The organism is Alteromonas sp. 76-1 (assembly GCF_900654235.1).
In the GTDB taxonomy this organism is placed as follows: domain Bacteria; phylum Pseudomonadota; class Gammaproteobacteria; order Enterobacterales; family Alteromonadaceae; genus Alteromonas; species Alteromonas naphthalenivorans.
In genome coordinates this window covers 2,191,675-2,204,369 of sequence record NZ_LR136958.1, presented here as the reverse complement: position 1 = coordinate 2,204,369, position 12,695 = coordinate 2,191,675, and the positions used below count along the sequence as shown (strand labels likewise).

At 43.2% G+C, this 12,695-nt stretch carries 14 protein-coding genes; 5 read left to right on the top strand and 9 right to left on the bottom strand.

The genetic code is table 11. The features are described 5' to 3' along the window. Positions 1 to 3: 3 nt before the first annotated feature. From nrdA to yfaE, 3 genes are all read left to right on the top strand, one after another. A complete protein-coding gene (gene nrdA, locus ALT761_RS09375) occupies positions 4 to 2,325 on the top strand; it encodes a class 1a ribonucleoside-diphosphate reductase subunit alpha (protein WP_129738228.1) in 2,322 nt (773 codons plus the stop codon). 86 nt (positions 2,326 to 2,411) lie between these two features. Then, positions 2,412 to 3,542 carry a class Ia ribonucleoside-diphosphate reductase subunit beta gene (nrdB, locus tag ALT761_RS09370; protein ID WP_129738226.1) on the top strand — a complete coding sequence of 377 codons (1,131 nt, stop codon included), beginning with the start codon at positions 2,412 to 2,414 and terminating at the stop codon, positions 3,540 to 3,542. 73 nt (positions 3,543 to 3,615) lie between these two features. Continuing rightward, positions 3,616 to 3,888 carry a class I ribonucleotide reductase maintenance protein YfaE gene (yfaE, locus tag ALT761_RS09365; RefSeq protein ID WP_129738225.1) on the top strand — a complete coding sequence of 91 codons (273 nt, stop codon included), beginning with the start codon at positions 3,616 to 3,618 and terminating at the stop codon, positions 3,886 to 3,888. Between the two features lie 57 nt (positions 3,889 to 3,945). Here yfaE and ALT761_RS09360 read toward each other — a convergent pair whose 3' ends face one another. The 6 genes from ALT761_RS09360 to ALT761_RS09335 all read right to left on the bottom strand — a co-directional run bounded on the left by ALT761_RS09360 (position 3,946) and on the right by ALT761_RS09335 (position 10,210). After that, positions 3,946 to 5,433: a sensor histidine kinase gene (locus ALT761_RS09360; protein WP_129738224.1), complete on the bottom strand. Its 1,488-nt coding sequence runs from the start codon at positions 5,431 to 5,433 to the stop codon at positions 3,946 to 3,948. 4 nt (positions 5,434 to 5,437) lie between these two features. Further along, positions 5,438 to 6,151, bottom strand: a complete 714-nt coding sequence (locus tag ALT761_RS09355) for a response regulator transcription factor (RefSeq protein WP_129738223.1) — start codon at positions 6,149 to 6,151, stop codon at positions 5,438 to 5,440. Positions 6,152 to 6,280: 129 nt separating this feature from the next. After that, positions 6,281 to 7,003 (bottom strand): spondin domain-containing protein, encoded by a 723-nt coding sequence (locus ALT761_RS09350; RefSeq protein WP_013784179.1) that lies wholly within the window; start codon positions 7,001 to 7,003, stop codon positions 6,281 to 6,283. 10 nt (positions 7,004 to 7,013) lie between these two features. After that, complete coding sequence (locus ALT761_RS09345; protein ID WP_129738222.1) at positions 7,014 to 7,718, bottom strand: spondin domain-containing protein; 705 nt, start codon at positions 7,716 to 7,718, stop codon at positions 7,014 to 7,016. A 210-nt stretch (positions 7,719 to 7,928) separates the two neighbouring features. Beyond that, on the bottom strand, positions 7,929 to 8,456 hold the full coding sequence (locus ALT761_RS09340) for a hypothetical protein (RefSeq protein WP_129738221.1): 528 nt from the start codon (positions 8,454 to 8,456) through the stop codon (positions 7,929 to 7,931). 8 nt (positions 8,457 to 8,464) lie between these two features. After that, positions 8,465 to 10,210: a YHYH protein gene (locus tag ALT761_RS09335; RefSeq protein WP_129738220.1), complete on the bottom strand. Its 1,746-nt coding sequence runs from the start codon at positions 10,208 to 10,210 to the stop codon at positions 8,465 to 8,467. 279 nt (positions 10,211 to 10,489) lie between these two features. Between ALT761_RS09335 and ALT761_RS09330 the strand changes: the two genes are divergently transcribed. Beyond that, entirely contained in the window at positions 10,490 to 10,762 is a 273-nt protein-coding gene (locus tag ALT761_RS09330) for a type II toxin-antitoxin system TacA family antitoxin (protein ID WP_013784183.1), read from the top strand. Further along, positions 10,759 to 11,256: a GNAT family N-acetyltransferase gene (locus tag ALT761_RS09325; protein ID WP_129738219.1), complete on the top strand. Its 498-nt coding sequence runs from the start codon at positions 10,759 to 10,761 to the stop codon at positions 11,254 to 11,256. The genes ALT761_RS09330 and ALT761_RS09325 overlap by 4 nt, the downstream gene beginning before the upstream one ends. A 39-nt stretch (positions 11,257 to 11,295) precedes the next feature. Here ALT761_RS09325 and ALT761_RS09320 read toward each other — a convergent pair whose 3' ends face one another. From ALT761_RS09320 to ALT761_RS09310, 3 genes are all read right to left on the bottom strand, one after another. Further along, on the bottom strand, positions 11,296 to 11,592 hold the full coding sequence (locus ALT761_RS09320; RefSeq protein ID WP_129738218.1) for a hypothetical protein: 297 nt from the start codon (positions 11,590 to 11,592) through the stop codon (positions 11,296 to 11,298). 173 nt (positions 11,593 to 11,765) lie between these two features. Further along, entirely contained in the window at positions 11,766 to 11,975 is a 210-nt protein-coding gene (locus ALT761_RS09315) for a hypothetical protein (protein ID WP_129738217.1), read from the bottom strand. 135 nt (positions 11,976 to 12,110) lie between these two features. After that, the gene (locus ALT761_RS09310; RefSeq protein ID WP_172602868.1) at positions 12,111 to 12,581 is read right to left on the bottom strand and encodes a DUF3916 domain-containing protein; all 471 of its coding nucleotides are present in this window, start codon (positions 12,579 to 12,581) and stop codon (positions 12,111 to 12,113) included. Positions 12,582 to 12,695 lie beyond the last annotated feature (114 nt).

The following is a 12,695-nucleotide window of genomic DNA, read 5'->3' as shown; positions in this document are numbered from 1 at the left end:
AACATGAATAATAGTTTATCCGTCACCAAGCGAAATGGTGAGCAAGAATCCATCGACTTAGAAAAAATTCATAAGGTGGTGACATGGGCTGCAAAAGGACTTGAAAACGTCTCAGTTTCACAAGTTGAAATTAAAGCTCAAATTCAGTTTTTCGACGGTATCAATACCAGCGAAATCCATGAAACCCTTATCAAATCAGCTGCAGACTTAATTTCTACCGACGCGCCTGATTACCAATACTTGGCAGCTCGCCTTGCTATTTTCCACCTTCGCAAGAAAGCCTACGGTCAGTTCGAGCCCCCTGCACTGTTTGACCATGTCACTAACATGGTTGAGATGGGCAAATACGATAAGCATTTAATTGAAGATTATACTGCTGAAGAATTTGCCGAGATGGATACCTATCTCGATCATTGGCGCGACATGAACTTCAGCTACGCCGCCGTTAAGCAGCTTGAAGGTAAGTACCTGGTTCAAAACCGTGTAACCGGTGAAATTTACGAAAGTGCCCAGTTCCTTTATATCTTGGTAGCAGCGTGTCTGTTCGCTAACTACCCGAAAGATACCCGTATGAGCTACATCCGTCGTTTCTACGATGCTGCTTCTACGTTTAAGTTATCACTACCTACGCCAATTATGTCTGGCGTACGTACCCCTACTCGTCAATTTAGCTCGTGTGTACTCATTGAAACTGGCGATAGCCTTGATTCAATTAACGCCACCGCTAGCGCTATCGTTAAATACGTAAGCCAGCGAGCAGGTATCGGTGTGAATGCTGGCCGTATTCGCGCACTAGGTAGCCCTATTCGTGGTGGAGAAGCTTTCCACACAGGTTGTATTCCTTTCTACAAGTACTTCCAAACAGCCGTTAAAAGCTGTTCGCAAGGCGGTGTTCGTGGTGGCGCAGCTACTTTGTTCTACCCACTATGGCATATGGAAGTTGAATCGTTATTAGTGCTTAAGAACAACCGTGGTGTAGAAGAAAACCGCGTTCGTCACTTAGACTACGGCGTACAGTTCAATAAACTCATGTATCAACGCATGATGAAAGATGACTATATTTCATTATTTAGCCCATCTGACGTACCTGGCCTTTACGATGCGTTCTTTGCCGATCAAGAAAAATTTGAGCGTTTGTATGTGCAATACGAAAACGACGACAACATTCGTAAAAAGCGCATTAAAGCCATGGAGCTGTTCAGCTTGTTCATGCAAGAGCGTGCAAGCACAGGTCGTATTTACCTTCAAAACGTTGACCACTGTAACACGCACAGCCCGTTCAACCCTGAAGTGGCACCTGTACGTCAAAGTAACCTTTGTCTTGAAATTGCATTGCCTACTAAGCCTTTGCAGCACGTTAACGACGAAGAAGGTGAAATTGCCCTTTGTACGCTATCTGCCTTCAACTTAGGGGCAATTAAGTCACTAGACGAATTTGAAGAATTATCAGACCTAGCGGTACGTGCACTTGATAACCTACTCGATTACCAAGACTACCCAGTGCCAGCGGCATATAATGCCACTATGGGTCGCAGAACCTTAGGTGTGGGCGTTATTAACTTCGCTTACTACTTAGCTAAAAACGGTGTGAAGTATTCAGACCATAGCGCTAACGGCCTTGTTCACCGCACGTTTGAAGCTATGCAGTATTACCTACTGAAAGCATCGAACAACCTAGCGAAAGAAAAAGGCGCGTGTCCTAAGTTTAACGAAACCACTTATTCGCAAGGCATCATGCCTATCGATAGCTACAAGAAAGATCTTGATGGCGTATGTAACGAGCCACTTCATTACGATTGGGATGCCCTTCGTGAAGAAATCAAGACTCACGGTTTACGTAACTCTACCTTGTCTGCGTTAATGCCTTCTGAGACATCTTCTCAAATTTCAAACGCAACAAACGGTGTTGAGCCGCCACGTGGCTTTATTAGTATTAAATCAAGTAAAGACGGCGTACTTAAGCAAGTCGTACCAGAGTACGAGCGCTTAAGAGATAAGTACGAACTGTTGTGGGATATTCCTTCTAACGATGGTTACTTACAACTAGTAGGTATTATGCAGAAGTTTATCGACCAAACTATCTCTGCTAACACCAACTACGATCCTAGCCGTTATGACGGTAACAAGGTTCCTATGAAGCTGTTACTGAAAGACCTATTAACAACGTACAAACTGGGTGTAAAAACCCTGTACTACCACAACACACGCGATGGTGCGACAGACGCTTCAGCATTAGATGTTAAAGCCAATGAGCCGTTACCTCGTCAAGAAGAAGTGGTTATAGAAGAAGACGATGATTGTGCAGGCGGTGCGTGCAAAATTTAGCACGCAACCGCTTTTGCGAAATCGGTATCGCAGCAAGAACATAATAAATAAAACGCGTTTATCATTAAGTTTTTAGTTAGGCACTCATGAAATATACTACGTTTAATCAGCAAAGTACCAACCCATTGGTTGAACCTATGTTCTTCGGTAATCCGGTGAATGTAGCTCGTTACGACCAACAAAAGCATGCCATTTTCGAAAAGCTTATTGAAAAGCAAATTAGCTTTTTCTGGCGCCCTGAGGAAGTAGATGTATCTCGCGATCGTGTTGATTTTCAAAAATTAACCGACCCTGAAAAGCACATCTTTATTTCAAATTTGAAGTACCAAACCCTATTAGACTCGGTTCAAGGCCGCAGCCCTAATATCGCCTTTCTACCTATCATCTCGTTGCCTGAGCTTGAGACGTGGGTAGAAACATGGTCTTTCTTTGAAACCATCCACTCTCGCTCTTACACGCACATTTTGCGTAACTTGTTTTCAGACCCGAGTGAAATTTTTGAAGACATTGTGGTTAACGATGAAATTAAGCGCCGTGCCGCCGACATTTCGAAGTACTACGACGACCTTATTTTTGCCACTCAATTATGGCAAACACAAGGTGAAGGTGTGCACACGGTTGATGGCGTGCCCCATACCATCAACATGTACGAGTTAAAGAAGAAGCTTTTCTTGTGCATGAACTCGGTGAATGCTTTAGAAGCCATTCGTTTCTACGTGTCGTTTGCCTGTACGTTTGCCTTTGCGGAACGCAAGTTGATGGAAGGTAATTCAAAAATTATCCGCCTGATTGCCCGTGATGAAAACCTACATTTGTCTTCTACCCAACACATTTTGAATTTGTGGGCACGAAGCAAAGACGACCCTGAAATGGCGCAAATTGCCGAAGACTGCAAAGAAGAAGCACGCGCTATCTTCATGAATGCCGTTGAGCAAGAAAAAGAATGGGCTGATTACCTATTCCAAAACGGCTCTATGATTGGCCTTAACAAAGAAATCCTTTGTTCTTACGTTGAATACATTGCGAATCAACGTATGACGGCTATTGGCCTAGATGCACCATTTGATATCAGCAGTAACCCTCTGCCGTGGATGAACAACTACCTTAACTCTGACAACGTTCAGGTAGCACCACAAGAGTCTGAAATTAGTTCTTACTTGGTAGGTCAAATTGACTCTGCGGTGAGTGAAGACGATTTTGCTGATTTCGAACTGTAGCGCTAAGCTGATTTTAAGCGCTAGCGCTAACAGATCACACTATAAAAACGCTGAGAAGTAGCGCCAAAAAATAATGAGCACAGCTGATAAAACACTCCGCATCGACGTTGTTGATGTGGGGTGTATTTCTTCCCCCCCTGATACTACGCTTCTTACCGCCCTTGAAGCCGCTAACATCAATATTCACTACCATTGCCGTGAAGGTTTTTGTGGTGCGTGTAGAACTAAGCTGATTGAAGGCGAAGTTGAATATACTACCGATCCCCTCGCCTTTATTGATGATGATGAAATTCTTCCGTGCTGCTGCGTAGCCTTAAGCCCGCTTAAAATCAAAGTGCCTCTATAAATCGAGCCCGCTATAAATCAAGCCCGCTATAATTTACCTACCGCGTTAAGCCCAACCTTAATGACTATTCGCTAAGGTAAGTTCAAAACTAAAACACGTGCCCTTCCCTAATTGACTCTCTACTCGTAAATCTGAATTCAGCAGTGCCATTAGCTTTTTGCAAATAGCCAAACCTAAACCTGCATGGCTACAGGTGTCTTTTTCTGTATTACTGGCCTGATACCTAGCATCAAAAATGTACGCTATTTCTTTATCGCTAATTCCAATACCAGTATCACGAATATCTACCCTAAGCTTATCGTTATGTAACACCACAGCAAGGTCTATGCTGCCATTTTCCGGAGTATGGCGAATAGCATTGGCAATAAGGTTCGTAAGCACGCGCTCAAGCTTGCCAATATCAGCAAACACGTAGTATTCAAAGTGATCGGGAATAACTTTAATAGCGATATTTTTTTGTTTCGCGTCTAGTTCGAACTTTGCGGCCACATCATGCAGTAATTCGCCTAACGGGAAAGACTCTTGATGCAAGGTAACTTGCCCGCCTTCTAAATACGCCAGCTCGAATATTTGGTCGATAAGATGCTTTAAGTTTTTCGCGTTTTTAAGCGACACATCCACAAAATGCCTTCTATCTTCTTTAGATAAACTGTCTTCATTCAGCGCTAATGTTTCAATGTAACCTTGTAGGCTAGCCAAAGGAGTACGCAGGTCGTGTGATAAGTCGGCAAGCAATACCCTGCGCTGACTATCAATTTTATTAAGCTGGTCGAACTGATTGTCTATATGGGTAAGCATATCGGTAAACGCACAGCCTAAGCGGTCTATTTCGTTGGCGCTGTTTCTGTTCCATGTAGCCAAATTAGGGGGTAGTTTTTCTCGATGAAAATCGGCTTCTCGTACGCGGTCCATATCATCGCTTAAGCGTCTTAATGGCGTGGTGAAATATTTAAACAACACAAGTAACGCTAGCAAAAGCAAAAACAAACCAACAAACATAAATAATGCGACTTCACGCATGCTCTGGCTGTTTTGTAAATTCGCGATAATGGAGTCGTAACGCTCACCACCAATAATCACATACAAATAGCCTTGCAGTTGTTCGTTGTTATAAACCGGTGCCGCAGAAAATATTTTTTGCAGGCCAATGTTTCTTGGGTCGTCACCTTCAATGGGAAAGCCGCGATCGGTATTGATAAGCTGTTTTATAGGGGCAATATCCACCGCATCGGCTTTCACTTTTCCAGGCTCGGCCGAATACGTAAGAATGGTGCCTTCAGGGTCTAAATAATAGAACTCAAAACTTGGCCCCAAAATCATTAGCGTATGGAAAAGGTTTCCAAGGGCTTCGTAGTCGTACACCCCTTCCTTCAGTAACGGGTTATCACTAACAAGATGTTCCGCTAACCCAATATGCAGTTTTTGCTCTGCTTCTTGTTGAGTACGTTTTTGTAATAAATTCGTGGAGTAAAAACAGGCAATCATCACCACCATAAATACGCCAACCAAGCACACGGCAAGGCGAGGATAAAAGCCAAATTTCATAGCGTTATACTCCTTGAGGATTAAATTTGTACCCTACACCCCATACGGTTTGTACAATTTGGGGCGCGGTGGCGTCGTTTTCTAATTTCGAACGCAGCCGGTTAATATGTGAGTTCACCGTATGCTCGTAGCCACTATGATGATAACCCCACACCGATTCTAATAATTGGCTGCGACTAAACACTTGCCCAGGGTGACTGGCTAAATGATGAAGCAATTCAAATTCAGTGGCGGTTAGTACCAATTCTTCTTCAGATAAAAATACCTGATGATTTCGCTGGTCGATAACAAGGCGGCCTAGTTTTAACGGTGTATCTGTTTGTTGTTGCGTGGTTTGAGTTTGTTGCACCACATGATATTTGCGAAGCTGAGAACGCACCCTTGCTTGAAGTTCTCTTACGCTAAATGGTTTTGTCATGTAATCGTCGGCGCCAAGCTCTAACCCTAAAACTCTGTCGGTTTCAGAGGTTTTCGAGGTAAGCATAATAATGCTTTGCATGGGCAAGGCATCTCGCACCTTGCGGCATATATCTAAACCGCTCATGCTAGGCAGCATTACATCCAAAATCACAATGGCGTATTCATCAGACAACGCACATTCCAACGCTACTTTTCCGTCAGTTTGATGTTCTATTTCAACACCCAGTTCTAACAGATTAACCCGCATTAAATTTGCGATATCTTGGTCGTCTTCAACAATTAATATTTTGTCGGTCATGTTTGGGAAAGCCACAGTTCAAAAACTAATAGAACGATGGAAAAGCGTTAATCTTTCACAAGATTAACGCTTTTTATTTACCTGCCCGTTAAAGTAGACTTTAGTCTAAGTCTTGGGCGTTATTTTTCATTACTCAGTTCGCGTAATTTGTATACGAATAACCGGGTTATCGAACTTATGTTCAACCGTTAACGCCGAGGTTGTAAGGCCGTCGTCCGAGCTCACCACACCTGGGTGCATTGAGATAAAGCCTGTGTCGTCACGACTTGGGCTAAAGCCCTCTCCGTTCGCTGCAGGGCCTGGCACGGTTGCAGCACTTTCTGTGTTTGCTTCCGTACCTGCATCATAAGCTGGGCTAACAGTCGTATAGGTAGCGCCTACTTCAAGGTTGGCTAGGCTCCAACTGTTAATACCGGTAAAGGCATCGTTGGTATTTCCCAGCATGGCAGCAATAGTCAGGTTAGCGTCAGTAATATCGTTAATAGTGACACTAATTGTTTGTGAGTCGCCTGGGGTAATTGGGCCAACGCCGCCAGCACTCGCATCACCTAATGTTAAAAAGTCGGCTGAATCGCCTACTTCGGCAATACGCTCTAGTTCCACCGATGCAACGGCACCTACTTCCCACAAGGTACCTTCGCTATGCAGCACTACCGCAGGCGGCGAAACTGGCTGACCATTGGTTAAATTAGTGACGGTTACGTCGTACGATACCGGCACTGGATCGGGAATTTCAGCTGGCACTTCTACTTCTACAATTACTTCACGGGTATCGTCATCACCACACGCCGCAAGCAAAAAGGGTAACGTAAGTACCAATGCTTTTTTATAATGTTTGGCTAAATATTGCATAACAGCCTCCTTATCGTACGGTTACTGTTACTTTAGCTACTGGGTTCAACCAACGATGAACGGCGTTGTCTACATCACTTGCACCTTCCGTTAACGAGTCGTCGCCAATGTTTCCGCGGTGAATATGTACGGTAGTGTTAGTATCTGCGCCTGCTACACCGGTTCCACCATTACCAAGTAATGGATCTAATGGAGGTGGTACTGGCATACCCGCCATACCTGGTTCACCGCTACCACGTAATTCGTCGTTAGCTTCTGTGCCCGCATCATAGGCATTAATGAAAACCGTATAAGTGCCAGCTTCTGTTGGAATTTCCCAGTTATCTAACCCGATAAAACCATCGTTAGAAGGAAGGATCATCGCTACTACCGACAATACAACATTGTCGTCGGCTGTCATTAAGTCGGCTGACGTAGACATGGTAGGCGCTAACAGTCCGCCTGCAGGATTAGCAATTACGTCTGCGCCGATAGCACTACCAATGGTAGCGATACCGTCTAAGCTGCCGCCTTCGGCCATCATTTGTAATTCAGTGCTGGCAGCTTCGCCTACTTCAAATAAGCTGGCATCAGCGGTGTGCGCCACAGCGGCAATAGGTGTGAAGTACAACCCGTGAGTTAAGTTCTGAATTTCTACTGTTATATCAGCAGCGAAACTTTGTTGGCTTGCGAACGCAAGCAATGCCGCTGCAGAAATTTTATTAAATCGCTTCATGATGTTTCCTTAGTAATAAATAGGTTTGTGTTAACGCCCTATCAATACTGAAAGAAAGATGTCACGAAAGTATCCAGAAAATGGGACAAAACTGTACTGATGACATAACAGGTTTGTAAAGAAGTGGAAGTTAGCGTGTGCAATATTAGCAGCGGAAAATTTTAAACACGGCCATTGGTTTTTATCCTCTCTGCCGTTACAGAATCCATACTATTTCAGTGTTACGCTACGGTAACTTCCTGCGGGTATCGTTCGATATTGAGGTTTACTAAAACTGCTGTGAATGTTTCCTAAGCTTTGTGGAAAGCTTAGCCCAATGCTTTCTACCTTTGATAACGTATGGGTGGCGTACATCACCACAGTCATTTTTTGCCTGTTCTCGTTTTCTATTACAGTAATGCCATCAATAGCTTGTTCAATGTTATTGACGCTTATTACCGTTTGCTTTTTTAGAATCGACGCAAAAAAGGTATCTTGCGCTTTAATGGATAGCCCCTTCGACATAACGCTGTCTATATCACCGACTAAAAATGCGGCGCTATCACTTACTGCTGCTACCCAATGGGCTCTGTCGGTTTGCATCCGTATTTCTACTTGTCCGTCTCGCAATATAACTTGCGCCGTGGTTTCTTCAACCACATGAGCATTTGTTACAAAAGAGAATAGCAAACAAGTAAATGCAAACACCCCCTTCAGCAAGGCGCGTAAATACGATACTGAAAACAAGAATGTCTTCATGCGCTTTCTCACGGCTTCTCAACCGTAAATTTACAAATAAGCGTATTACTGGTTTCTAAATCGTCGCCCCAAATTAACTTCGCACGTGCATCCCAATTTATAAGGTTGTAGCCATCTTTAGGGCTAACCATTGCCGCGCTATATTCGGTAGCATTTGGCCATTCACTTACATCAAACCCTGCTTTTTTCCACCCAGAAGGTGCTTCGGTACTAGTATAATCACAAGGTGCTGTGCCAGCGGTTGGGTTTAACTCAGTTTCACACTGCTTATTTAATGGCGCTTCATGAAGTACCTTGCAATGCCAGGCGCTATTACTAACCGCAACCGTTTCATTGGTTGAAATATCGGTAAGCTGCATGATGAAGCCGCCATCTCCCATTTGTTGCCTTGGTGTACCAATATATTCAAGCCCAGTATCGTTTTGCTTAAAATCTTTAATAACTAAATTGATAGTGAGCGGGTAATCGGCCGAAAATGTAACCTCTTCTGCATTAAACGAACGTTCAGTGGTAATAGGTACTGAATCTTCAACAATAAGTTGCTGGTTAAGATACGCCGCGAACCAATTGTCTGCCCATGCTTCAAGTTTAAAAGTATGGCTTTTGTTCACCATTGTAGTGTGTGTCGTTTTATTAACTTTTGCACTATTAGGGTCGTTTTGGCGAGGTGGCTTTCTATCACCTTTTGGTGGCGGTGGCGGAGAGTTGTCTTGTCTTCTGCCTGGTTCTTCATTTTGGCTTTGGTTTTGGTTTGGGTTTTGTTTTGAATCGGTATTTCGACAAAACGTACCTGTTTCTACTATCCCACCGTTGCTCACCGTTTTTTGTTCAAAATCAAAACAGTTTGGCTTTAACGCATTCGGCGTGTAATGCACAAAGTAATCTTGCCCCTGGTAGGTATAAGTCATAGAACGTTTACCAGTATCGGACACAGTATGCTTTAAATTTTCAACGCCATCTCTGGGAGGCGTTAAGTTATCTCGCATAGCATTCAGTGTTGTTGTAGAACCATCTTTATCGGTGCTGGTAAGCGGTGCTACTCTGGGTAAGTCACCTACATCAACTTTTCCAACCAAACATTGAACGATATAAGGCGGCGCCTCTGACGTATGGTAACGATAACCAAATACATCATCAGCCTGACCGTTACAGTCATCCAGTGTGCCCTTTTCTATTTTACTACCATCTGGATTATCGTCTCCGTAAATAGGATACCCGTCATACGCCCATCCAATAATGGGGTTACTTTTACGATTCGCCATGGTTTCAATCATACAAGTAGGCGCCGCATGGTAATGGTAATCGTCACCCCGCCCTGCGTGACCACCACAATTGTCTAACTGGCCTAATTTAACGGTATCAACGTTTTCGTTGTAGTGTGATAAATCAAGTTCGCCTTGAGATGAATAGTCGTATATAGGAACGCCATTAACGGCAACACCTAATGCAGCATCAATACTGGTTAATGATTCAGCTTTGGCAGGTTTAAGCTTTATGGGTGCTGCATAATCTAAAGCGGGTACCGGAATTTGTTCGTTGGTGCCCGTAATGCCATTCATCATATCGTGGCTGGGATAGGTACTAGAAGTTAAATAAGCATAGCTGTCGTCACATGTTACCTGTACCGACTTATTAAAACCGGCCTCTTCTACAGACGCTGATATGATATCGCAGTGCGCAGTATCGGGCTGATGGCAAGCTGATAGTAAGCCGCCACTTAAAAGTAACACTAAAAATAAATGATTGTGTTTCATGAGGAAAGCTCCACCGTGATGTCGCCACTTTTATGCTTAATTTGGCCTATTAATCATAGTGTAACAACAATTTTTGGAGAAACTATGGCGAAGACAATAATTTACAATATGATGAAGAAACCCAAGCGTAGGTCTACTTACTTCGCCTCAATAGCCGCGTGTCGAATTAATCATTAATCACTTGTTCGCTTGCGTGCCAAAGTGACACCGAAATTGCTTATTCCACACTTTAAGACCATAATGCACATGTGACATTTTGACACAACAGGAGATAACATTATGGCTACTACTTTGCCTCGCATCACCGCTAGAGTTGATGTCGATACACAAGACTTACTTACTAAGGCGGCCGCGATTGCCGGCATGTCTAGCATCAACTCGTTTGTTCTAAGCGCTGCAATCGAAAAAGCTAAACAAGTTATCGAACGTGAACAGGCTTTAAAACTGAGCCAAGCTGACGCGATGTTGCTTATGGAAGCTTTAGACTGTACTGCAACACAGAACTCAAAACTAAAAGCTGCTGCTGATCGATACGATAGCAAAACTCAATAATGAATACGGTACTGCTAGATAAAGCTAAACACGATAGAAACCGATTCAACTGTGGCATCGAAGCTCTCAATAATTACTTTAAGGTAATAACGAGTCAGCAAGCAAAGAAAGACAACACCAGAACGTTTGTTTTGGAAGATGATAGCGACAACTCACATGTCATCGGCTTTTACACGCTAACAATGACACCAATTGACTTACAGGCATTGCCTGATAAGTTACAAAAAAAGCACCAATCATCCACTTCTGGTGGTCTGATTGCCCGTCTTGCTGTCGATGACCGATACAAAGGGAAAGGCTTTGGTGAGTGGCTGCTTATCGACGCACTCACAAAGCTATTAGCCGCTAGTGATAGTGTTGCATTTCCAGTTGTTATTGTTGATGCCAAAGACGGAGCAAAACATTTCTATGAACGCTATGGTTTTCAGGCATTTCAAGACGCTGAAAACAAACTCTTCATTTCCATTGCAGATGTGAGACCAAGCTTAGGCTAGTTCACCGCTAGCCTTTAGTCGCTTGATTGACTTATAGCATTACTCTTTAATGTACCAACCTTTAGATTTAAGACATGAAGCATTACCGCTAAAAAATGTTAATAACTGGACGCTTGCATCGGTTACATCTTCTTTATGTGAATTTTTGTCTAAAGTTGTGCCAGTAACACTTTCTCCAGCTTGTAACGCACAATCACTCGCTTCTTTGCGAAACAGTTCATTATCGGCACTCATCTCACCGTATTGCTCATGTACAACAATTGGTGCCGATGTAGAACATGAACACATCGTAAGTAATATAAGGGGCAAAGAAAAAACGCTAATTTTTGAAGCCATAACCTTTCATCAAATCCTTGTAATGCTAACACCCCGCTTAATGGTAATAACACGTGTGCTAAATTTTGGAGCGAAGCGACTTAATAGTCGTCCGCGTAAACGGTATGGGTTTAAAACGCCTTGGCAGAAGAAGAGTGACTACGCAAGATCAATGTTGCACTTGGGAGTTGATACTAAGCGTTTTTAAGCCAACCATTTTGAGATGCTATTAAAACTACTGTATCGCTAATTAATTGATTTGCGAATTTCCTATTGTTCTCAACTGTTGGACCAATAATTTCAAATTGCTTGTTTAATTTACGTGTAAGTTCTTCGCTATGTATTTTTAAATTTCGATTATCACTAATATCAATTGCCAGTCGCCCTTGCTCGTCGAGTGCCAATAGAAAATCTGAAGACGTAGCGCGTTTATTTTGAAAAGGAGCTTTACACTTCAAGATACATAACGCATCAAGCAGCGGCGCGCGTTAGCGCGTCCAGCCCCGAAATGGAGATGCTATCTTGACTTGTTAACCGTTTTACTTAGCATGAAAAGACCACCATTCTTCTTCGTAAGTGGTTATCTCACCTTCCCATTCGTCTTTTGTTGTATGAATGTAGCCAGACTGAATAAATGGGTGCGGTACATCAAAGTTTAATGATTTTGAAAGTTCTTTGCCATTAATAGGAGTTAAAGACTCCCATTCGCAATTTCGATCAAAGAATGACGCAAAGTAATCTTTGTCAAAGAATATGCAGATCTCACTACCAAACATCTGCGGATACGTTATCAAAGCAGATACCACAGCATGGCTATATTCTTCTGGTCTCGCTTCAAACAAATGCTTTGCTGCCCTCAATATGGCTTGTGAGCAATGAGCTTGTATCTCATTAGTGGTTGTAGGTGGACCAACTAACCGGTCAAGCACAGGCAACTTCCAATTCCAGTACTTTTCTTGGGCATACTCTGAAGGGAAGTAACCTTCAAAAGAGTCGGCCCATTTATCCAAGACGCGGAGCCTTCTCTTTCTGCCGCGTACTTTTTCTTTAGGTCGATTGATAGTAATTCGTCGCATGATCTTATTCGGTCGGTTAACGTCGCCTTAAGTGGCAGCTAGATTGTA

What these genes read in the sequence shown, in the direction of transcription:
- ALT761_RS09320 (WP_129738218.1), bottom strand. Translation starts at nt 11,592, where the DNA reads ATGGCTTCAAAAATTAGCGTTTTTTCTTTGCCCCTTATATTACTTACG.
- ALT761_RS09345 (WP_129738222.1), bottom strand. Translation starts at nt 7,718, where the DNA reads ATGAAGCGATTTAATAAAATTTCTGCAGCGGCATTGCTTGCGTTCGCA.
- ALT761_RS09330 (WP_013784183.1), top strand. Translation starts at nt 10,490, where the DNA reads ATGGCTACTACTTTGCCTCGCATCACCGCTAGAGTTGATGTCGATACA.
- ALT761_RS09340 (WP_129738221.1), bottom strand. Translation starts at nt 8,456, where the DNA reads ATGAAGACATTCTTGTTTTCAGTATCGTATTTACGCGCCTTGCTGAAG.
- nrdB (WP_129738226.1), top strand. Translation starts at nt 2,412, where the DNA reads ATGAAATATACTACGTTTAATCAGCAAAGTACCAACCCATTGGTTGAA.
- ALT761_RS09360 (WP_129738224.1), bottom strand. Translation starts at nt 5,433, where the DNA reads ATGAAATTTGGCTTTTATCCTCGCCTTGCCGTGTGCTTGGTTGGCGTA.
- ALT761_RS09350 (WP_013784179.1), bottom strand. Translation starts at nt 7,003, where the DNA reads ATGCAATATTTAGCCAAACATTATAAAAAAGCATTGGTACTTACGTTA.
- ALT761_RS09335 (WP_129738220.1), bottom strand. Translation starts at nt 10,210, where the DNA reads ATGAAACACAATCATTTATTTTTAGTGTTACTTTTAAGTGGCGGCTTA.
- nrdA (WP_129738228.1), top strand. Translation starts at nt 4, where the DNA reads ATGAATAATAGTTTATCCGTCACCAAGCGAAATGGTGAGCAAGAATCC.
- yfaE (WP_129738225.1), top strand. Translation starts at nt 3,616, where the DNA reads ATGAGCACAGCTGATAAAACACTCCGCATCGACGTTGTTGATGTGGGG.
- ALT761_RS09355 (WP_129738223.1), bottom strand. Translation starts at nt 6,151, where the DNA reads ATGACCGACAAAATATTAATTGTTGAAGACGACCAAGATATCGCAAAT.